Annotated in this window: 15 protein-coding genes; 2 read left to right on the top strand and 13 right to left on the bottom strand. The window is 41.8% G+C overall.

Features of this window, described 5'->3' with window-relative positions:
* Window positions 1–201 precede the first annotated feature (201 nt).
* The 4 genes from AC58QC_RS01270 to AC58QC_RS01285 all read right to left on the bottom strand — a co-directional run bounded on the left by AC58QC_RS01270 (window position 202) and on the right by AC58QC_RS01285 (window position 4,360).
* Window positions 202–1,251, bottom strand: a complete 1,050-nt coding sequence (locus AC58QC_RS01270) for a Ger(x)C family spore germination protein (protein WP_497413398.1) — start codon at window positions 1,249–1,251, stop codon at window positions 202–204.
* On the bottom strand, window positions 1,238–2,323 hold the full coding sequence (locus AC58QC_RS01275; protein ID WP_497413399.1) for a GerAB/ArcD/ProY family transporter: 1,086 nt from the start codon (window positions 2,321–2,323) through the stop codon (window positions 1,238–1,240). The genes AC58QC_RS01270 and AC58QC_RS01275 overlap by 14 nt, the downstream gene beginning before the upstream one ends.
* Window positions 2,320–3,636, bottom strand: coding sequence for a spore germination protein (locus AC58QC_RS01280; RefSeq protein ID WP_497413400.1), 1,317 nt, complete (start codon window positions 3,634–3,636; stop codon window positions 2,320–2,322). Before AC58QC_RS01280 ends, AC58QC_RS01275 begins: the two co-directional genes overlap by 4 nt.
* A 115-nt stretch (window positions 3,637–3,751) precedes the next feature.
* Entirely contained in the window at window positions 3,752–4,360 is a 609-nt protein-coding gene (locus AC58QC_RS01285) for a TetR/AcrR family transcriptional regulator (protein WP_497413401.1), read from the bottom strand.
* A 225-nt stretch (window positions 4,361–4,585) separates the two neighbouring features.
* Between AC58QC_RS01285 and AC58QC_RS01290 the strand changes: the two genes are divergently transcribed.
* Together AC58QC_RS01290 and AC58QC_RS01295 are read left to right on the top strand one after the other, a co-directional pair.
* A complete protein-coding gene (locus AC58QC_RS01290) occupies window positions 4,586–4,966 on the top strand; it encodes a DoxX family protein (protein ID WP_497413402.1) in 381 nt (126 codons plus the stop codon).
* Between the two features lie 203 nt (window positions 4,967–5,169).
* Window positions 5,170–7,005 carry a UbiD family decarboxylase gene (locus AC58QC_RS01295; RefSeq protein ID WP_497413403.1) on the top strand — a complete coding sequence of 612 codons (1,836 nt, stop codon included), beginning with the start codon at window positions 5,170–5,172 and terminating at the stop codon, window positions 7,003–7,005.
* 96 nt (window positions 7,006–7,101) lie between these two features.
* Here the strand turns inward: AC58QC_RS01295 and AC58QC_RS01300 are convergent, their stop codons facing one another.
* The 9 genes from AC58QC_RS01300 to AC58QC_RS01340 form a co-directional block, all read right to left on the bottom strand.
* Window positions 7,102–9,180, bottom strand: coding sequence for a DUF5054 domain-containing protein (locus AC58QC_RS01300; protein ID WP_497413404.1), 2,079 nt, complete (start codon window positions 9,178–9,180; stop codon window positions 7,102–7,104).
* A gap of 15 nt (window positions 9,181–9,195) precedes the next feature.
* Window positions 9,196–10,089: a carbohydrate ABC transporter permease gene (locus tag AC58QC_RS01305; protein WP_497413405.1), complete on the bottom strand. Its 894-nt coding sequence runs from the start codon at window positions 10,087–10,089 to the stop codon at window positions 9,196–9,198.
* 20 nt (window positions 10,090–10,109) lie between these two features.
* Window positions 10,110–11,000, bottom strand: a complete 891-nt coding sequence (locus AC58QC_RS01310; protein ID WP_497413406.1) for an ABC transporter permease — start codon at window positions 10,998–11,000, stop codon at window positions 10,110–10,112.
* Between the two features lie 75 nt (window positions 11,001–11,075).
* The gene (locus tag AC58QC_RS01315) at window positions 11,076–12,734 is read right to left on the bottom strand and encodes a type 2 periplasmic-binding domain-containing protein (RefSeq protein WP_497413407.1); all 1,659 of its coding nucleotides are present in this window, start codon (window positions 12,732–12,734) and stop codon (window positions 11,076–11,078) included.
* A 140-nt stretch (window positions 12,735–12,874) separates the two neighbouring features.
* Window positions 12,875–14,644, bottom strand: a complete 1,770-nt coding sequence (locus tag AC58QC_RS01320) for a sensor histidine kinase (RefSeq protein ID WP_497413408.1) — start codon at window positions 14,642–14,644, stop codon at window positions 12,875–12,877.
* On the bottom strand, window positions 14,641–16,038 hold the full coding sequence (locus tag AC58QC_RS01325) for a response regulator transcription factor (RefSeq protein WP_497413409.1): 1,398 nt from the start codon (window positions 16,036–16,038) through the stop codon (window positions 14,641–14,643). The genes AC58QC_RS01320 and AC58QC_RS01325 overlap by 4 nt, the downstream gene beginning before the upstream one ends.
* A 450-nt stretch (window positions 16,039–16,488) precedes the next feature.
* Window positions 16,489–17,652: a DUF4317 domain-containing protein gene (locus AC58QC_RS01330; RefSeq protein ID WP_497413410.1), complete on the bottom strand. Its 1,164-nt coding sequence runs from the start codon at window positions 17,650–17,652 to the stop codon at window positions 16,489–16,491.
* A 429-nt stretch (window positions 17,653–18,081) separates the two neighbouring features.
* Window positions 18,082–20,376 carry a discoidin domain-containing protein gene (locus tag AC58QC_RS01335; RefSeq protein WP_497413411.1) on the bottom strand — a complete coding sequence of 765 codons (2,295 nt, stop codon included), beginning with the start codon at window positions 20,374–20,376 and terminating at the stop codon, window positions 18,082–18,084.
* 40 nt (window positions 20,377–20,416) lie between these two features.
* Complete coding sequence (locus tag AC58QC_RS01340) at window positions 20,417–23,077, bottom strand: discoidin domain-containing protein (protein ID WP_497413412.1); 2,661 nt, start codon at window positions 23,075–23,077, stop codon at window positions 20,417–20,419.

The raw sequence follows: 23,077 nt of genomic DNA on the forward strand, positions 1-23,077 counted from the left end.
TACTTATAAAACTATGGCGATTTCAACTATTTTATAGCTTTTTTGATGCAGAAAAATAGCTATAGCGTTATCTTCCCATTGTCGATTACTTCCCAAAAGTGTATAAAGAGCTGCCTCGCGGCAGCACTTCAACGATAGTTTTTCGTCGTACCAATTGTTTCATTGGCGCTTCTCATGATGATAAGGCGGCGCTTTTGAAAATTACAAATGGCTTACATGGACCTGAAAATACACTTTTAGCTTTGGGTAATATTCTTCTCTCCAGTTTTTTAATTCCTGATATGGAATCCGATTGCGGAAATGTTGGCCAAACCCAAGAATATCTGATTTGTTTTCTTGGGCTTTTTCAAACATCTTATTAAACTGCTTTTCGATCAGCTTTTCGAGTTGTTCTTGGATCTGTTTATCCGTCACGCCCTCTTTTCTTTCCCTAACTTGTATTATTAATTTCAAATCGCATGACACCAACGGTTCATCCTTTTTCATTGACGACTTGATGTGCAATGAGCTGTTTTTTACGATTATGTCGGCAGAGCCCAGGCTCTTAATCTCGCCTATTGCTTTGCGGTGATGAAACAAATTCACCAATAGAGTTTCCTCCGGATTGATCCGCTCCACTATTTTCCCTTTTTTCAAAATAGCGGCACCCTCGAAGCGTAATACTGTATCTTTGCCGGAAGAGACGATCGGAACGTTTGTATCATTCGTATAGGAATTCAAACCCCGATACAATTCCCAAATGCGCGTACTCGAAACCTCCGGTGCCCACTCCCCTTTATAAAAAAAGTCATTGATAGAGGTTGCATGAACACCCGCTACTTTCTTAATATTCGACAACATTTTCTCAATATCGTCATCTGTAATGGCAACCAACGATTTGGAAGGCAGTTGCTCCATCTCCATTGAAAGTCGAACAAGTTTACCAAATTCCTCTTCGTTCTTTGCCAAGTTGTTTTGGATGACAAGTAATTGTACTTGTGAGTAATCAAGGGCATCATCAGAGTTTGTCCGCATTTGTCGAAGAATATTGGAAATGGAATTGCCTTTTTCCGTTACAATTCTTGATTCTGTTTTGCCTCTTTGCGTTACGGGAACATACAGTGTCACTCTGTATTCATCATCGTTTCCCTTGGCTATGCCAAGGAGCAAAGGAGGGGTACGCAGATTGATTTCTTTAATATCCCAACAACCGCAAAGAAAGATTAAAGACGTAAGTACAATGAAAAGTTTGAAACGATTATTGCTTTTCATAACCTGCCATCCTTCTTCGACTAGAGATGCCATAGATTAAAATGGTCAATGGAATGATTATGGTTAACAAAGCGTGAACACCTGCATTCATCTCTATAAATTTTATAACCAAGTCCAGGTTGGGGACATATACTCCCATAAGAAATGCGATTAGAGAGAAAGCGATGATCCAATAAGAACGTTTGGTTCTTTGCCAATTGAACGTTTTCTGCATGAGTTGTCCGGCCTGCCATAGCGTAAGGGCATTCAAAAAGATCGTGAACGCAATTAATGAAATACCAATGAACATCGTTTGCCGGCTGAATATAAACCATCTCAAGTCAACGGTATCCGCCGCCTCTTCTAACTTATAACGAAGCGTGATAATCGTCTCTTGTCCAAATATGAAAAGCGGAACATACACAGATACTAGTATGAAGAGCGTCACATAGGTCCATACCCCGAACAGGTGGCCGTATTTCATATTGTTTTCGGAAGGCACGAATCCTAAAAATAATAACGGTGAAAATCCCGTAAGATAATAGTAAAACTTTGTGTTCCATAAGAAACGGAGAGATGAAGGCCAAACTGGCGAAGCGTTGTGAAAATCAAAGTTTACCATCACAGTAAAAGTGTTTAACATGATCAATAAACTAGTGATGATGAAAACAATTACAGAAGCACGCAGAATCGTTTCCAAGCCTTTTATTGCTGCAAAAGCGGATATAAAAACAAACAGGGCCAATACCGCCCAGTAAGGTGTTCGATTCAAAAAAATCGCAATGATTTCTTCGCTATGGGCGCGAAGAGCGAATCCAACCATCGATGTCAGAATGAATGCATAAGGGACAAGAATGATGAATGCAACCCACTTTCCCATTTGCCTAAATATATCAATAAGATCCTTTTTCGGAAAATAATCCAATCCTTTTTTGTAGATCAGCATAAAAACCATTTGCAGCAATCCTGCACAAAGAATCACTACCCAATGACCGCCTTCCGTCGACGAATATACGAGATTGGGATACAGCAAATAAACGAAGCCCCCGCTCGCGACACAAACCAATAATGCAAGTTGTACCCTATGGTTCACTTGGCATCCCCCTTTTCCGTTATCCGAAATGCCATATACGGAATATCGCATGTCTTTAAACTTGCCAGAATTATGCATACAAATAATAATCCGGTACATATACCCAGTATGCCGAAAACGGATGCCGTAATTAAAATAAAGTATTTTAACGTACGAATGTACAACGCGTTTTGAACTCCAACGATTGCTGAACCTGAAATCAACATTGCGGTGATGACAATGACCAATAAACTACTGACTAATTTCGCTTCAACTACCCCTTGGCCAAGTATGACTCCTCCAACCATCGTAACGGTCGGTCCTACGGTTTTGGGGAGTCTGATAATCGCTTCAGTCACTAAATCAACTAATATGACCATAGCAAGGGTTTCAAATAAGGGTGTTAGCGGAATGCCTTCTCTGCTTTCTGCGACAAACAAGAGGAGGTCTATTTTTAATATTTCAGGATTGACTGACGTTATGGCAACATAAAAAGCGGGAAGGATGAGATTGCACAATATCCCCAATCCCCTGAGGGTTCGAATCATATATGTGAAACTGACATGGAAATTGCGATCGTTTGCAGTGGACAACATATCCCAGAACAGATGCGGAAGAACAAAGGCGTAGGGAGTATTGTCCAAAAAGAGAACGACTCTGTTCCGTTTTAACGAATAGACGACTTGCACCGGAAGTTCAGTTATGGAGAAATGATTGACAGGTACAAATTTGTGGGCACCAAAAAGATTATTCAGGTCATTTATCGTTTCAATATCTGAGTGAGCTTGTTTCAACTTCTGGTCTATTTTTTCAATAAGATCATCCGGAGCTTTTCCTTTAAGATAAAGCATGGATATTCTTCGCTTTGGCAGCTCTCCGACTTGATATGAGCTATGGATCAGACGCTCAGTGCCCAGTCTCATTCGGATCAGCCCTATGTTAATATCGATATCCTCACCAAAGGCGTCCAAAGGACCTTGAACAGGGCTTTCATTTTTGGGCTCATCAATGCTTCTCCTCAGATTCTGGGGGACGGGTTCCACAATGGCGTTACGTTGATCGTCTCCTGTTAAGATGACTAATTTGCCTTCTAGAACGGCCTTTATGATTTGTTTAGCATCAACATCAAGCTGATCACTGAGGTTCGTAAATAGTTCATCAACGGAATCAGACAATTGCGCCATTTGCCGAACGTATAAATTGGACTTGGAAAAATTGATGAGCGAATTAAATCCTATAAGAAAAAGTACCGTATGATCAAATTGCTCTTCGTGAATGAAAAAATCATCATGCTCGGCGAATGTGGATTTCATTTCCTGAACGAAATTGCCCATGAATCCTGCCCCTTCAAGTAACGTGTAACCCTATTGTTTCCAGCAAATGGAATGACTATGCACGGTGCTGTAACGAAGCAGACTTCGGAGATAGTATTAAAAAAGGGCAGCTGCATTAAGCAAACTGCCCTTTTTTTTCATTTGCATTCGAATGATAAGCTGTTCCATTCCCTAATAATTGCCTAATAGACAAGATTGCATAATCAAAATAATCCTCTGGTGATTTACTGCTGTTCTGCTTCCAATCAACTGCAGCTGCGTAAATCATCCAACTTAGCATGGTTGCGACAATTCTTAGCTTTTCGTTATCTTCACCCTGATCCTTTTTTAACAGTAATTGATAAATAATATGTTCAAGTTCTTTTTTTATTATGGCTTCTACATTCACACTCATATCATCGTAACTCCGCTGACAGCGTTCAGATAAACTCAAGTGAAATTTAGTTATGGATAAAAATACACTTTTAAGCATTTCTTCATTAAACTCTTCATTATTTGAAATTTCCTGAAGAACATTCACCAATAATTCTTCTTTAACCACTTTTTCAAGCAAATCATATTTATCAACGAAATGGTGATAAAAGGTTGCCCGATTAATCATAGCTTGTGATGTAATATCACTGATTTTGATACTGTTGAAACCCTTTTTCATCAAAAGTTGTAAAAAGGAATCAACAATGAATTTCCTTGTTCGAATTATACGTAGGTCTTTATTGCCCTCCATCAAAGATAACTCCATTCCAGAAAAAATTTTTAGACAGTTTAGATAAAATGTGGCTTATACAACAATATTAAGATTATGTTGGTTGAGTGGCGGTGAAGTAATGTCTATAATCTAATTTATACAACTACTGTTCCATATGCAACAGGAGTTAGATTTATTATGAAGGAAGCGATAGAAACTGCTGTAATAAACTAAACATGAGGGAAACACGAAAGGATGATAGTTATGGATTTTGTAATTTTAATTGGAAGAATATTATTTTCAATTATTTTTATATCTGCAGGATTTAATCATATTAAAGGTTTTACTCACACAGTAGAGATGGCGAAGAAAACCAAAGCTCCTTTTCCCCAATTGTCAGCTGCTGCTATGAGTCTCTTTGCTCTTGTTGGCGGTTTGAGTGTTGCACTTGGCTTTTATTCAAAAATCGGTGCAATTCTTCTCATTATTTTTCTAATACCGACAACTTTTATCGTCCACCGTTTTTGGGGATTGCCAAATGATCAAAAACAAATTCAGTCAGTTCATTTTTTTAAGAACCTTTCTCTTATGGGTGCATCATTAATGATTCTCTATTTCGGTTCTGGTCCTTTAAGCTTGAGTTAAATCCTACTCAGTAAGTAATTAAATTTATTACCAATAGTGAGCACGCCTACTACAATTGGTGTGCTTTTTCTATTCCATTGAGGAAATTTTACAGAAAAAAAGGATGCCATCGATGTGAGGAGTTTTTTATTTTTGGCAATTGTTGTAGAATGACAATATTACATAGACCTTTTGGGGAATAGCTATCCGATTGGAGCAAAATAATGATCTATCGAAATTTAGAAGAATGCTTAGTTGATTTAGAAAAGAACGGACATTTGGTTCGCATTCATGAAGAAGTTGATCCTGAGCTTGAAATGGCAGCCATTCATATGAAAGTTCATGAAGCCGGTGGCCGGGCCTTATTATTCGAGAATGTTAAAGGTTCGAAGTTTCGGGCGGTATCCAACCTTTTCGGTACAGTAGAGCGCAGCAAATTTATATTTCGAGATACTTGGGATAGCGTGAAAAACGTAATCTCTTTGCGAAGTGATCCCATGAAGGCAATGAAAAGCCCACTTAAACATATCGGTACGGGGCTTGCTGCCTGGAAAGCACTGCCGATCAAAATAACCGGTGGTCTGCCGGCTGCTTTTGAGGAAATCAGCATTGCTGACCTCCCACTCATCAAGCACTGGCCAGAGGATGGCGGTGCATTCGTCACCCTGCCTCAAGTGTATTCGGAAGATCCGGAGAAACCAGGAATTATGAATTCCAATCTGGGGATGTATCGGATTCAACTGAGCGGGAACGAGTATGAATTAAATAAAGAGGTCGGCTTGCATTATCAGATTCATCGCGGCATCGGAGTCCACCAGGCAAAGGCAACTAAGCAAGGAGCCCCTTTAAAAGTAAGCTGTTTTATTGGCGGGCCTCCGGCGCATACGTTATCAGCGGTTATGCCCTTGCCGGAAGGCATGAGTGAGATTACCTTTGCGGGCTTGCTCTCAGGGCGCCGCTTCCGCTACAGCTATATTGATGGCCATTGTATTAGTCATGATGCTGATTTTGTTATCACAGGAGAAATATATCCTGGTGAAACCAAGCCGGAGGGCCCTTTCGGCGATCATTTGGGCTACTACAGCCTTACGCATCCTTTTCCTCTCATGAGAGTCCACAAAGTATATGCCAAGAAGAATGCGATCTTTCCATTTACTGTCGTGGGCAGGCCCCCTCAAGAGGATACGGCGTTCGGGGCATTAATTCATGAACTCACAGGCGATGCAATCAAGCAAGAAATTCCAGGTGTTAAAGAAGTTCATGCCGTAGATGCTGCGGGCGTACACCCCTTGCTCTTTGCGATTGGCAGCGAACGTTACACGCCCTATCAACAAGTCAAGCAGCCGGCAGAGCTACTCACGATAGCTAATCGAATTTTAGGGACGGGACAAGTTAGCTTAGCTAAGTATTTATTCATCACAGCAGAAGATAGCCAGCCTTTGGATTCTCATGATGTAGAGCATTTCTTAACTTACATTTTGGCTCGAATAGACCTTCATCGGGACCTTCATTTTTATACCAATACGACTATCGATACCCTAGATTACTCTGGTACAGGTTTGAATAGCGGCAGTAAGGTTGTATTCGCAGCAGTTGGAGATAAAAAAAGGGATTTATGCCTAGAGGTTCCTGGCGTTTTCAATGAAATACCGGGGGTCCAACATGCGCGTTTGGTAATGCCGGGAATCGTCGCGATTCAACTTTCTGAATTTAAAAGTTACGGCGATACACATGTTGAGATGAAAGATTTATGCGAGGCTATTGGAGCAAAGGGCCCACTACCTGCTTGTCCATTGATCATCGTATGCGATGACAGCCATTTTATGAGTGAGACCATTAACAACTTTGTTTGGGCTACATTCACACGTAGCAATCCTTCCCATGATATATATGGCGTGAACAGTTTTTATGTGAATAAGCATTGGGCTTGCGATAATGTTGTGCTTGATGCGCGAATTAAACCGCACCAAGCACCGGCATTAATACCGGATCCAACGGTTGAAAAAAACATCATGCGATTTTTTGCCAAAGGCGCCAGTTTAGGCTGCATTCAAAAGTAGTAAAGAGCGAAAACAGTATCACAACCTTAGGGATTGTGATACTGTTTTCTTTTGGAGCCACGGTAACAAGTCGGCTTGTTGCATGTTAGCTCTTCATTAGCGAGACTTGAACCGTAATCGGAAGCGGTATTTCATATCTTCCTCGAACCACATGCGAAAATTGGTTCCCCATACGTTGTTATGCAAATTAAAATGAAATCCACCTTCAAGAGGAGCGAACGTATTGTTGAATTGAAGCAATCTTCTTTCACCTGGACATACGATAGGAGCATCCAACGTCTCGATTATGAGGCTCCCATCCGCGCCCTCATAATAAAGTCCTGTATTCACAGCATGCATATTCCGGTTGCCGCTCTTTACTACCGATAACGGCGAAATCCGTGTACCCAGTTTATCCATCGTCCAGATGTTCGTACTATCAACGCAAGGGACAAACGAGAACCAGCTTGCTTCCGGCAAACGGCATGCCGGTTTATCCATCCAGTTCAACTCGACATCGATGTTAAAATCGTTATGATGGAACGTGTATACGATCTCCAGCTGATGTGGTGCCCCATAATGCTTGCAAGCATCGGAAGGCATCACCAATTGAGCCCAAACTTTGTCGGCGTCCGCTTGCCTTTCCAATTGAAGGCTTCTTAGAATCGGACAGTACTGCTTATGTTCTGGAACAGGCTCTGCATATTCAATACCGGGCTTGCCGTGATCGGGAATTGCCCAATAATAATGCTGTTTCATGTTTATCGTATATTCCTTAAAATAGCGGTCGTAGTTTTCTTTACCAAACGTTTCATATCGGTAGATAGCCAACCTATTTTCATCATTTGCCCATTCTTTCCCATTTATATCAATCAGTTGATCGATCGAACCATCGGAAGCGAAGCTAACGCGGAATTTTCCCAAAGTATAGCATCGGTTCATTTCAAGATTTGCAATGGTTTCGGCGTCATTCGAATGATACGAACGTACAGGGTTCAGGCTGTCTAACACTTTCTTTGCTTCGATTTGCAACTCCGAACTAAGCGCTGACACCGCCTGATCCAGATATGCGCGCTGCTCCTCCCACGAGCTTTCAAAGTGACGATAGCTGCGCTCCCTTCGCCCAATTTGATTAAACGCATCATACGGACCTTGAATCGCTTCATTCCTAATTTGATCCTTCGATCTTGCCGCCGAAAAGTCCGCTGCAGAGTAATTTACGTAATCCGCCAAATAGGTTTTCTCGTCCAACCCCCAAGTATGCTCAGGAATTAACATGAGACGATTGCAAAACTTGCCGTAACTTTCGCCATTTGGATCTAGTGAACCCAAACCCACCCATTTATCCCTTAATCTAAGCAGTTCCCGATAGCGTGCCACTTTAAGCGGATCGGAAGCCGTGCCATGGATCCACGAATCACCGATTTCCTCACTGACGACCGGAAGCACATGCTTGCATGCCAGCAGCTTTTCGGCGAATGCATCCAGTGTTGACGCGGCAATTTCCGCACCTGGGTATTCCGTTTGCAATCGGCTGTACAGCCTCTCTATTTCTTCTATGGATGAAGGACCGCTATTATCACCTGTGTGGGCAAAATAGAGCACATCCTCAAGTCCCTCCACTTCCAGAGCTTGACCATAATCACCGGCATAGTTCACGATCAGCTCGGAGCCGTCGCTTGCCTTCCAAACAAACGCTTGCGGGACGCACGGAGGCTTGCTGGAAGGATTTACTCCCACATGCAAATAACGAATTCCGTAACTTGCCAATATAGGCACGATGCCGATCGTATGTCCAGGGACATCCGTCATTTTCGCGGCAATGGTCTTTTTCCCAAATCGTTGATCCAACTTCCTGGAGATCGACAGGCCATATTCAAGCAGTGTTTTATCCATCAATTCCGTATGGGTCGTAAAAGGAAGACCGTGCCAGGCAATTTCTCCTCTGCTGATTGCATTCTCCATATGGATCCGCTGCTCTTCCGATGCGGATTGCATATATTCCTCGATCAACCAAGACCCAACTGTCCAAATAAATTTCGACCGTCCGTCTTCTCGTGCCATTTGTTCAGACAATGATAAGGCTTGCGGAATAAACATACTCATGTACTTGTCAACGACATTAGCCGCAAGATCGGTAAACCCGATATCCAAATGCGTTTTGAAAATAACGTGTACTTTTTTAACGGTAGTCATAAATTTGACCTTCCTTCATTCTTTTACAGAACCGAGCACGATCCCGTGAATAAAATATTTTTGCAAAAATGGATAGATCACCAACAAAGGGAGCATCGTCACAATAAGCTTGGCGGAATTGAGCGTTTTATCCGAAGCTTTAAATAATTTTATTAATTCCTCGGTGGTTAAAGTGCTTAGCAATTGCGGATCGATCCGTACCACTAACTGCTGAATATACGTCTGAAGCGGATAGTTTTCCGGCTTATTCATAAAAATCAATCCGTCAAAAAAGGAGTTCCAGTGTCCGACAATGCTGAAAAGTGTCACTGTTGCCAAGGCAGGAAGCGATATCGGAATAAAAATTCGTAAGAGCGTATTAATGGGTCCTGCTCCATCTACAACGGCTGCCTCTGAAAGCTCTTTAGGCAAATTCCTGAAAAAATTCATGATCAGAATGACGTTAAAAATCGGAACGGCCCCGGGTAATACTAGCGCCCAAATGGAATTCAGCAGATGCAGCTCTGCTACGGTTATATAAAGAGGGATGAGTCCGCCTGAAAAAAGCATACAAAACACCAGGAACCACATATACATGTTTCGCCCGGGAAACCTATTCGATTCTTTTGACAATGGATACGCCATCAGGACCGTTAATAAAAAGTTGATCGCTCCGCCGATCGCAACTCGCTTCACTGACACAAGAAAAGCTTGAAAAAATTTATGATCTTGCAAGATGATCTGATAAGAAGACAAATTGAATCCTACCGGCCATACGGACACGATTCCCGCATTCGCAGCGGATTTATCGCTAAAGGAGAGCGCCAGTGTATACCAAAGTGGAAATAATGACATACAAAAAATGAGTATCAATATCAAATAATTACTTAAATCCGCGCTTCGGCTAAGCCACGTTTTAGACTGAACCATAAATTTCCTCCCCCGCCCTCCTAAAAGATTCGATAATTGGCAAATTTGCTCGCCAGCTTATAGGATAGTGCGATCAACAAGATGGCAACGACTGATTTCAATAAACCGACGGAAGTCGCCAAGCCATACTGGAAATTAACGAGCCCCACCCGGTAAACGTAGGTATCGATAATGTCACCGGAGCTGTACACTAGCGGATTATATAAGTTAAACACTTGGTCGAAGCCAGCATTTAAGATATTTCCTAAGCTTAGCGTAGATAACAAAATGATCGTTGACATAATACCAGGAAGCGTTATGTGTCTAAGCTTGCTTAACCTACCGGCACCATCGATTTCCGCCGCTTCATACAAGGCGGGGTTAATTCCCGCTAGTGCCGCCAAATACACAATAGCGCTGAAGCCAAATTCCTTCCAAACGTCACTCCCGACGATAATGTAACGAAACCAACTGTTGCTGGCCAAAAAAAGAATAGGATCCATACCAAACAGACTAAATATACGATTAATAATCCCGTCCAAGGAAAGCATGGTGGTCAAAATCCCCGACAAAATGACCCAAGAAATAAAATGCGGCAAATATACCACCGTTTGCACCCATCGCTTAAACCATCGAGTTCGCACCTCATTTAAGATCAGCGCGAAGGTGACTGGCACAATGAGCCCTGCTATTATTTTCATGGAAGCTATAATAATGGTGTTTAGAAATACAATTCGGCTGTCCGGGATCTGAAGCATGAACTTGAAATTATCGAGGCCGATCCACTCTTGCTTGAATATCGGAATGCCTGGAATAAAATTTTGGAACGCAATGACAGCCCCAAACATTGGGATCAGGCTGAACAGGATGAGGAAGACCATTCCCGGCAGCAGCATTAAGTGATAGGTGATGAGCCATTTGCTCGACCTCATACCCAAACCTCCAATCGATTCTGAATATAGGAGAAGCGCCAAGCTGCAGGCTGGCGCTCCCCTGACTTTCATGTATTAGCGGTTCATTTCTTGTGTAACTTCATTAATGATATCCTTACCGCCGATACTGTTCCATTGAGAGACGAAAGAATCAAAGCTATCCAGCGGTGCTTCACCCATAATAATCTTTAGGAAGGTTTCATTTTCAAGCTTTAACAAAGTCGCCCACTTCTGATCCATGGATTTTGTTTTTCCGAAAAATACGTTCCGGACCATGTTGATTTTATCGGAGCCCATCAAAATGGAGCCATCTGTCCTTGCAATTGCATTACTCCATACATTTAGGTCCTTTTTGGGGTTTTCCTTATTTTTCATCACATCGTCATACATAGATTTCAATTCCGCATTTAAAGAAGACGGATTTTTGGAATCTATAGCCTTTGTAATATCCGCAGCGTATTGGTACACCGTATCTTCAGGACCGACTTGCAATGTAAACGGCCACAATCCCCACATAGCGCCGACTCCCTGCACATCCTTGTAAATGTCCTTCGCTCCCGGATCGAATTGTCTAATTCCGTCGTACTCCACGTTCAGCGTCCTAACAACCGCTTCCGGATGCGCATATCCTTTGCGTACAACAAGGAAACTGCTGGTTGGATCTTGATCCGGGGTGTTAAATTTACCTTTAGCATCAAACGGTGCAAGGAAAGGCTTCCATTCCGCCGAGGGATCATTCTTCAAGGAATCCGGCAGCGGCCAATACGGGCTCCACCATGGACCAAAAACAATGCCTACCTTGTTGTTGGCCACTAGTTCGTTCGGATCTTTACGCAGTGCAAATTCCTTGTCAATAATGCCCTGAGCATAAAGATCATGCAGCTTGCCTAACGCCGTTTTCATCTCAGGCAATGTTGAGCTGTATACGACCTTGCCGGAAGCATCCTTGAGCCATTGACCCTTGTAAGCATTCATCGCACCAAAAATTGGGTCGAAGCCGTGTGTCGCATTCCAGCCCGCAAGCGTCGGAATACCTGTAAAGCCAATTGTCCCTTTACCACTTGCATTCTTATCAATGAACGTTTTCGCGATATTTACCAAATCGTCGAGCGATTGAGGCGCCTTCAATCCATATTTGTCTAACCAATCTTGGCGGATCCAGGTTATGTTAAATTGCTGGCCGATCTGAGTATTAGGAAGCGCCATTAGCTTTCCATTAAACGTTGCCCGTCCCAGAACGCGGTTATCATAGGATTTATATAGCCCTTTGATATAATCATTCGCATTGTCTTTATAAACATTTGTAAGATCTTCAATGAGGTTGGCCGCTACAAGCTGCTTCAATTGCGACTCGTTTACGAGAAATGCGTCCGGTAAATCACGGCCTGCGATCGACACGCCTATCTTTTGATCATAGGCTTCTGGGGTCTCTACTTGCCAAGCTAAGTTCACCTTAACATTAAGTTTCTTCTCCACGTAACGAAGATACTCATTGTTTCCTACTGTATCGCCATTAGGAAGCTTTAAATCTTTGGTGACATATGCTTTAGCGAGATTGAGGGTAACAGGCTGATCGTACTTGACGTATGGACCTGCTGAAGCTCCACTAGGCGCGGTCGAAGCTTTGCTAGGCGCTGCTGAACTAGAAGGCGCAACCTCACTCTTCGTCTCGCTGCAAGCGCTAACAATTAACATTAATGAAGCCAAGACTAATACGGACCTTCTCTTTGACATTTACTTTTGCCCCCCCTGAATAAATCTGAACTACAGCTTAAGCATAGCAGTAAGCGGAAATGATCCGTGAGAGAATTGCGGTGTTCTCAGGAGGAAATTCGTCTTTTCAATAAAACACTGGAATCGTTTAGACCGTTTTCTTACTCGTTCTGACCATTTTCATACTTTGGCTTTCGTAGTGGCATGGTTAATGTTACAACAGTACCATGTCCTTTTGAGCTTTCAATAGTAAAACTACTATGATCACCGTAATACGTTTGCATCATCCGTTTGACATAGTCGAGTCCGATGCCTAATCCTGATTCCTTTAATGGATTTTTTTCTTCCATAATCACTCTTGAAATTTCTTCTGTGGTCATTCCTCTCCCATTATCCTTAACCTCAACGTGCATGGTATGTTCGTCGTTCCTTCGGATGCTGACTGTGATCTTTCCGTTTTCATCATGAAGACCATGATAAATCGCATTCTCCACAATGGGTTGAAGAATAAATCGTGGAATTTCGATTTCCTGCAATCCTTCATCAATCTCAGATAAAACTTGAAAATCATAATCATAACGAATCCTCTGTAAAGTTACATAGTCTTGTAAGGCCTCAAGTTCAACCTTGAGCGGCACGATTTCCCCCTTTTTCCCAAGGTTGTAATTAAGTACACGGGTGAAAACGGAAACAAGCCGGTCGATTTCGGTTTGTCCGTTCATTTTGGCCAGCCATTGAATCGTATTCAGTGTATTGTGAATGAAATGGGGATTAATCTGGTAGAGCAGTTTTTCAACCTCCAGCTTACGCTTATTCGTTTCACGGTGTTCAACGTCGGTGATCAATTCTTGGATTCGATTTCTCATTTGAAATGATTTGCGCGTCAGCGCATCAAATTCAGCGATGTTCGTATAAGCAACTGTAGAATCGAATCGCTCATCCGCCAGCAGGTCGATTTGCTTGCCCACTCTCTTTAAAGGACGATACACCATACCCCATAATAGGTAAGCAAACATTAAGCTGAATAACAAACTTGTGCACACGATTAAAGCGAATCTTACAAGCCATGCATAGAACTCATTCTCATAATCCTTTTTATTGATGACCGCGAGCAGACTCCAGCCTTGTTCATTACGTTGTCCGAAAATATATGTATTAGCTTTGACGGTCTTAAACGTACCTGTTGATTGTTCAACTTCAATACGCATTCCGGGTTTAAAGGATTCCGCTGCATCGCTGTAAACAATTATGCCTTCATCATTGATCAGAACATTGGATGCGGGCATTCCATACTGCTGCTTGTTCAAAATATTCTCGAACAATTTCAGATTCGTCTCGATATAAATGTAGGCTTGATTCGATTCATCAAAATTGTTCGGATTATAGACCGGCCTCAGCAACGAAAAAACCTGGTTATCCCCATATCGATAAAGTGTGCGATGCGGTCCTGAAAAAACACCGCCCTTCCACTTCGCTAGTAAAGGAAGATTCGAGAAATCAGCATCAGGGCGAATCACCAAATTTTGAAACGGAATTTCGTTCTCTTTGGACAAGCGGTACAAAATTACACCGAGATCAGGGTTTGTAAAGTTTACCAGGTTCAGATTACTTTGTATGGCCTGACTAAGCTCTAATTTTTGATAACTGCTGTCCATCGACAAATAAGTTAATAACTTTTGCCCCACGCTGCCTTCATTCGTAAGCTGTAACGAAGCGTAATCCATATTGTTGAGCGTGCTTTGCAGGCTAGAGCTTGTCAGCTTCAACACATTAAACAAACCCGATTCGATTTTTTTGTTGGTACTTTTTTTAAAGGAGACAACGGAAACTGCACCTAATAGTAATAAGGGAATCAATGTACTTAACAATAAGATGATGATCATACGTGATTTTAAGGTATAGGTAGGCGTAAGGAGGCTAAATCGATTCATGCTTTTTCCTCACTTATTGAGATCCGTTGTTTACGATAATCGTTTGGATTGATCCCATATTGATGACGAAATACTTTACTGAAATATTTTTCATCCTGAAAACCGGTTTGATCGGCGATTTGATAAATAGGGAGATTCGTTTCGAGTAAATAATCGACAGCTTTGCGCAGTCGTATTTCTTTCAAATATTCTCCATAGGGCTTCCTCACCGTTTCTTTAAAGATTTGACTGAAGTAGCTCCCACTCATTAAATACTTGGCTGCCAATTCATCCCGGCTAAAGGAGTAGTCGTCTGTAGCTTGGATATGGCGAATCGCTTTCACCAGGTTAACAACGATTTCCGCCCCATACGAATGTCGCTTCATTTCATTCCGGATGGCTGTTCTAGTCTCTTTCAACCAATCTACCCAAACCGTCCAAAGTATAAATTGATTGTTGGTTTGTAAGTGCTTTTGAAACGGTTCGTTCTGCACGATTTCAAGCCAAGGGGTCATTAATCTATTCATCAAGTTCTGTACTCTATTTGGCTCGTACATAGCTTGTACCATTTTATTGAGCACAGCGTCAAAATGTTCATCGTCATTAATCCAGCGCATATCGAACCACTGATCTTCCACCAACCGCAACTCTTCATCAGAATTCAAACGAAACTCATTTATCGTGTTCAAAGAAAGCTTTCCTATCTTTTGGCCGGGCTCGAAATGATAAAATTGAATTAATGGCACTATCACTCGAAGTCGATCATAAAAAAATGGAATCGATTGCGGATTTCTTCCCTCAACATCTAGCCAGATCGATTTATTTTGCCAAGATATACAAGATTGGGCTTGAACGAATGCGTCGCCATGTTTCATGGAAGTGATGAACCACATACCGTTGTCTATCTTGTTTACCAATTCAGGTTCTATACATTCTAAAGGGAACTGTTCGGATTTGTCCTCGCCAACGAGCACATGACCGCAAATTTCATTTTCATTACTTACGCTGCTTTGCGAGGGAATTCGACTATACTTTTCCTTGATGATTCGGCTGGTAATTCGTTCGAGAGCATCTTCAATCTTTTCATCGTCAAGCTGTGTCTTGATTATATAATCAATGGCACCAAGTCGCAGGGCTTCCTGAATATAGGTAAAGTCCTGATGGCAGGTAAGCACAACCATCCAAGTATCGGGAAAACGCTCTCCAACCTTTTTCATCAATTCAAGACCACCCATAATAGGCATTGTCAAATCAACAAAAATAAGATCTACTGCATGTTCCTGCAGCATTTCAAGAGCGAGTTCTCCGTTCCCCGCTTCGCCTATAATTTCAATTTCATATTGCTCCCATGGAAAAATAGAAATGATTCCTTTTCGAACAAGCTTTTCATCATCGACGATAATGGTTTTGAGCATTACATGCACCTCATTCTTTTCGATCCTGCCGTTAGTAAAAGCAAATGTATTCAATTAAAAATATAGCTTAATAATAATATTAATTATCAGGTTTATGAAGCTATATTAGTACTACTGTAATAAATAAAAAAAGCTGATCTTTTTATCCTTAATTCGAAAATTATTTTCTAAGGATTTCTGTAACAACTCGTCTAAGGAATTATGGAACAATTCTAAAATTTACGCTCAAAAAAAGAAAAAAAGAAGAGAGTATGATATTCCATAATTAATTAGAAAACGGAGCCCGCAAACCCGCGTGGCTCCGTTTTTGTTGTTTCAGAATTGATTAGATTCTAAACTAGCCATCGGCTAAAATGAGTGTTTGTTGCAGAATTCGATAGAAAAAATATGTTGACTTTTTAACCGGGCATGCATAAATATACATGAATTCCAAACGAATAAAACTATACGCTACAACGTCTCCGTACTGAGCGTAAATCCTTCGATAATGACGTCTTCGTCAACCTCGATCAAGATACATCGTTTTCCATGATAATTCACCTGTCTCACGAACTTTAAATCTTGCGGACTGACCGAAATCGTGGCTACTTTTGTATCAATCTTAATCGATTTCGAAGTGAACTTCGGAATGACGCTGCTCGCTTTAATTTCATAGTTTTTGTCGTCGATGACTGTTTGGAACGCTCGTTCCACCTTTTCCTTCGTCACGTCCTCCACGCCGCTCACCGTCAGCATACGTTCCACATCTTTATAATCCAGCTTCGGGGGCTCTTCCTCCTCGTTGGACTCGATGATCCGATGAATTTCCTCGTACACATGTGCGATCGTAGCGGCATCAAGTTGTTCGCCTGCCACTTCCTTCACGATGTCATCAAAAATGGCTCTCTCTTCCAGCGCCGTCACGGTCTTCTCGGCATTTAAGACTTGCTCGATGAAATGCAGATTCGGTTCATTCGCTTTCCCCGCGCAATACAAAATGCGATTCATGTTAGAATAGTTGTCCGTCACGCTAGGATAGAAAAAACCTTGCTCCGGTAAGTTCAATTTGATGATCGGATCTACGAAGACATTATACTTAAATTCCCTCTCAACATAATCAAACATGAGCGTTTTCCGCTGTTGTTCCGTGGAATTCACGCTGCACAAAATGAACAGATTCGCGAACATTTCATCCTTCTCGCTCACCTCGGCTTCTTCGTTCCTCGCCTTGGTTGGTCGGGAATATTGTCCGCGGACGAAAGTAATCACCGTATCCTGTTCGTAGTTAGTATCTACCAACATTTTCTCCACTAACAAGAGCATCAGATCTTGCCATTCTTCCGAATCACCCGTCACCAAACCTTGATGGAGAAGCACCTGTGTAGGTTGCTCCGCTTCCTCCTGAAACTTTAACTCGAACATCTTCTGATCTAATTCGCCGGTCAACAGTTTTTTGAAATTGGCCATATATAATTCCTGCTTCTCCCTGTCCAATAGGACGAACGGTTGACGCTCGTAATGGTAGATCTCGTTGCTTTGCTTCATGATATACACATTTAAAATCTCGGAAATAGTAAGCATTTCGTGATCCAATTTAAATTGCTTGCGAATATGTGCGATTTCTTTCTTAATCATGATCCGTCAGTCAACTCCTAAGAAGTAGATTAGCCTTACTAGAATAAACTATGGCACTGAACAATTGTAAAGGGCTTCCACCGTTACTTCCCTTTATTTCCGAACACTTCCTGTATGTTAGTTCATAAATATAGATTTCTCAACATTTTTGAGGATTTATCTAAAAATAATAATAATAAAAAGAAAAAAAGAAGAAGAAGAAGAAGAAGAGATGTGATATTCCATAATTAATTAGAAAACGGAGCCCGCAAACCCGCGGCGCTCCGTTTATTTTGTTTCATAATTCGATAGAATTTGAAGTACTCAACGGCGAAAATGATGGATTGTTCCAGAATTCTTTAGAATAGCAAATTGTGCACACATTTATTTTTGTATAAATATGCATAAGAAAAATAATATCATCAATAATCGGTAGGTACAATAATACCCTTAATTGATCGTAATCTGTGAAAGCTCTGTATCATACGGAGCAAATGTACTTGTTAACTCAACCTTTAAATAATTCGTACCGACAGGAATCGTTCCAGTATTCGTGAAATTCGTTCTATACCAATTACTTTGAGTGGCAACCAACGTATCGTGCGTCGAGCTGATCAACGTCCATGTCGTGGCATCCGGAGAAGAATAAAACTTCACCTTGGTCAAATCTGCACCAAACTCATAAATTTTTGCACTGAACGATGTTAGACCCGTTTTGTTATAAACAATCGTTCCTGTGCCTGTTGTATTCCGAGAAGCTCGTGAAGTATCGCCTTCAAAATACTCTGGACTCGTAGAGTCTAATATCATGTTCGCACTATGAGAAAATGAACTGGACCAATCCGTAAGATTATCTACAAGTGGTGTTGGTGGTGGTGTACCACCCCCCGTGTTGTAAACTTCAAATTCCCAGAAGGAGCTTCCATATGGTGTTGCTCGAGTCGTTAGCAGGATCTTCACGTATCTAGCAGTCGTAGGGGAAAATGTTATGGTGTCAATACCACCATCACCGGCAGTTGTTGTAAACTGGGATGTGAAATTGACATTATCCGTTGAGGTTTGAATGGTATATGCCGTGTCGTAAGCAGCCTCCCAATTGACAACAACCTTATCAATGGTCTTTGCAGCTCCGAGATCAATTTGATACCATTCATTGTTCAAGGATGCACTACCCCAACGTGTACTTAAGTTGCCATCCACAGACTTCTGCACATCTGCTGGAAAGCTGGAGGCGGTTGCTGTTCGATTTAATGCTAGATTGATAGGTGCTTCGGCTGCTGCATTGTATAGTTCAAACTCTTTCATATTTACACCACTTGCTGCACTTTTTGCAGTGAATAACAACTTCACATATTTTTTTGTCACAGCTGTAAACGAGATGTCATCTGTTCCGCCATTGCCCGCTGTTTCCGTATAAGCATCCGTGTACGTGGTTCCGTCGTCCGAAACTTGGATCTTATACTGCGTTGCATAGGTATTCCCCCATTTGATCACCATTCGATTCATCGCCTTGCTTGTTCCAAGATTAGCTTGAATCCATTCATTATTCGTGGTAGCTCCTGTCCAGCTATCATTTAAATTTCCGTTATTGGCATTGGGCGCAGTGCCTGAGCTCGAAGAAGCTGTGATTGTTTGTGAGAGCGCTAAGTTATCTTTATCTCTGATTTTTTTGGCAGCCCGAATGGAAAATCCAGCTTCCATGTTGTAGTAAGGCCACTGATGACCAGTCGTAATATAGGAATCCCTGATACTGTTAAGAAAGGTATTAACCCGTGTGGAGTCTGACATCAAACTTCCTGAATAAGCCAAGATAGCCCATGGAAATGCATCAGGTGTACTTAGATTTGGCCAGCCTGGGTAATTACTGTTCAAGCTCCCATATAGACTGATCGCTCGTGCACTGGTTGGTAGAATAACTCCCGTCCAAATCGGAAAAACCTGCGCTGTTGCATCTGCATAGAACACACCCCAGTTCGAAGGCTGACCCGCTGAACTGTTATAATTATTATTTCCCGTATTCCATAAGGATTCGATTCCGGTCGTATTTGAACTTTTCTTCCCAGAATAGTAAGTTCCTTTCGCCAGATCCCCTAACACGTTATTTTCCAGCCATGCCATACTAGCTAATCCTTCATTCACCTCGACATTATCCATTAAAAACTTAATTTGATAGTCGGGCTTTGAATAGGTCAATCCATCGGCTTGGAAAGTCGCTATAGATCCATCCACTGCCATCTCAATCTTAGCTTTATTGTTAATAAGTAATGTACTATCTCCGCTTACCTCAACATATTTCTTCAACAAAGTTGCAAAAGTAGTCCCGTAAGAATCTGTAGAATCATATCCTCCTGAGGAAGTTTCAACACCTGTACTCGCATTTGCATAATAGACATAGATCGAACCATTGATTCCGTTATAATCTGGTTGGTTCAGATGGTTAAAATACCAATTAATCCAGTTTTTCGCTACCAGGATATTTGCGGCTGAAGGGTTTTCCAGCATACCGATTACAGCTAAGTTGGCAAAATAAGGCTCTATTTTATAGCTAGCGGGCCCAGATGGCAGCGGCCAAGGAAACGTATTTGTTTTGGAAACGACAATAGCTCCCGAAGGTTGCTGCAAACCAGCTATCCAATTGGATTCACTTTCAATCATACCTGAATAATCTACTTGAGCGAAGGAAATGGAAGATGCACTAACACTAAGAAGCAATACCATTAAAAAAGCGATTGTCTTTTTAAACATCAAAGAACACTCTCCCTTAATTCATGATTATTGCAAACTATTAATTATCGTTAAAGACGCCAATCTCCCAGAAAGAACTTCCCCAAGGTGTTCCGCGTGTCGTACATAATATTTTCACATATCTTGCGTGAGTTGTATCGAACGTGACTGTGTCAATGCCACCATCACCTGTAGTTGTTGAATAAACAGTGCTGTAATTCACATCATCTGCCGATACTTGAATCGCATAACCGGAAGCGTAAGCTACTTCCCAGTCTAACGTAACCCGATTCATCGTTTGCTCGGAACCTAAATCAATTGTGTACCACTGATCGTCCAGAGCGTCGCTTCCCCATCGGCTATTCGGATCTCCATCAATGGATCGATAGGCAATTTCAGAGTTTGTTGAAGCAGTAGCTGATTTATTCAAGGCTAAATTAGGTGACATAAACAGATTGGATACATCCTTATATACACTCGCCTCCCAAAACGAACTGCCATAAGGAGTTGCACGCGTTGTGCATACAATTCGCACATATCTCGCATCGACTAGAGGAAAAACAATGAGATTGGATCCGCCCGTCCCTGCCACTGTCGAGTACACAGTTGTATAGGTGACCCCATCCTTTGACACTTCAATGCTATAGGCAGAAGCATACGCTGCCTCCCAATCAATCTTTACTTGATTCATGCTTTGGACAGAACCTAGATCGATTTGATACCATTGATGATCCAGAGGATCACTAGCCCAACGACTGCTTAAATTCCCATCTACAGACCAGTTGCTGAATTCCGCTTGCGTTGACGCTGTTGTATTCTTCATCAAAGCCAAATTGGTGAGTTCAGATGGATTGGACGTATCGTTGTAAACGCCAAGCTCCCAAAATGAGCTGCCATAAGGTGTGGCTCGAGTCGTACAGACCACCCGAATATACCTAGCCTCTCTTGTGGCAAATCGAAGCACGTCCGTACCGCCATCTCCCGCTGTCGTTGTATAAGCCACGCTGAAATTTACATTATCTGTGGATGTTTCTATGGTATATGCCTTGTCATAGGCTGCTTCCCAATCTATGGTAACTTTATTGACGGCCTTGATTTCTCCGAGATCAAGCTTATACCATTCATTGTCGGCTGCGTTGCTTGACCATCTTGTTGCAGCATTTCCATCAATAGACTTAGATGCGTTTTCAATGTCAGATGATGCTGTCGCCGTTTTGTTCAAGGCTAAATTAAGTTTGGGATTAGGCGGCGCATGGTAGATCTCATGATAAATTTCCACTTCATTCAGCGCAGTTTTGTCTTCAGAATGGGCCAATTCAATTTTTACATATCTCGCCTGCACATCTGCAAAGCGAATATCATCTGTCTTCCCATTTCCGTCAGCCGTTTCATACACAGTAGAGAATGCATTGGTATTCAATGAAACCAAGATCTTGTATTGATCTGCAAAAGTTGACCCCCAATTCAATGCCACATGGTTAATTAATTGAGTACTCCCTAAATCTATGATCAGAGCGTCCGGTTTCTTAGATCCCTTCCAGCTTGTCGTTAAATTAACATCATTCACAGGGGAAGGTGAGAATTTCTTGAGATTCCCTGAATCACTTACGGGTTTGTTTATTGCCAGATTCGTTTGATCCCGCATCGTCTTCGCAGCTCGAATTGTAAATCCAGCCTCCATGTTATACCAAACCCACTTGTGATTTTGATCGATATAGTCGGTTTTAATCTTCTGCAAGAACGTATCAACTCTATCCTTATCTCCCATTAATGCGGCTGTGTAAGCAAGGATACTCCAAGGGAAATCATCCGATTTAATCAAATACGGCCAACCAGGGTGATATTGATTTAATCCGGCATAAATATCTAAGGCTCTTTGGTTTGACGGAGAGAGAATGCCATTCCATATCGGAAACATTTGCGCCGTAGCATCTGGATAAAAAATATTCCAATTTGTCGTACCTGCACCCTCGTAAGCCTTATAATTGTTCGCAACACGATCCCAGAGTGTCCCCACTCCATTGAAGTTAGCAAGTTGCTTAGCTTCATAAGCTTGTGCCAAAGTCTCATCATTTAATATATGTCTCGTAAGCCATGCCGCACTTCGCAGCCCTTCATAGACTTCAGAGTTATCCATCAAATATTTAATTGCATAGTCCGGCTTTGCCAGCGTTAGCCCATTCAGATCCATCGTTGCCAGCATGGCATCTGCAATTTGTTTAATTTTTGCTTTGTTCGATGTCAGAACTTTTTTATCTCCGCCTTCACGCATATATTTCTCCAATAACGTAAGGAAAGTACCCGCATAAGAATCCGTAGAATCATAGTAGTTTGAGCTTGTATATTGTTTTCTTGTAGCTTTATCAACGTAATACACATAAATCGTACCGTTCAGCCCATTATAATCCGGTGAATTCAAATGATTGAAATACCACTCGATCCATTTTTGACTGACCTTTAAATTAGCATCCGTTGCATGATCCAGCATTCCGATAACTGACAAATTAGCAAAGTACGGTTCCACCTTGTAGGATTCCACGCCTTGATACTGGAATGTTTTATCCCGAGTCATGACAATCGCTCCAGAAGGCTCCTGTAAGGAAGCAATCCAATTTGATTCAATCTCTATGATTTCTGAATAATTGACCTCAGCCTCACAAACAGCCGACCATCCCACAACCCCAAAAAAGGCGAGCGCAAACAGAAGTATGACTTTTCTCAT

Source organism: Paenibacillus sp. J22P51, from assembly GCF_059692215.1.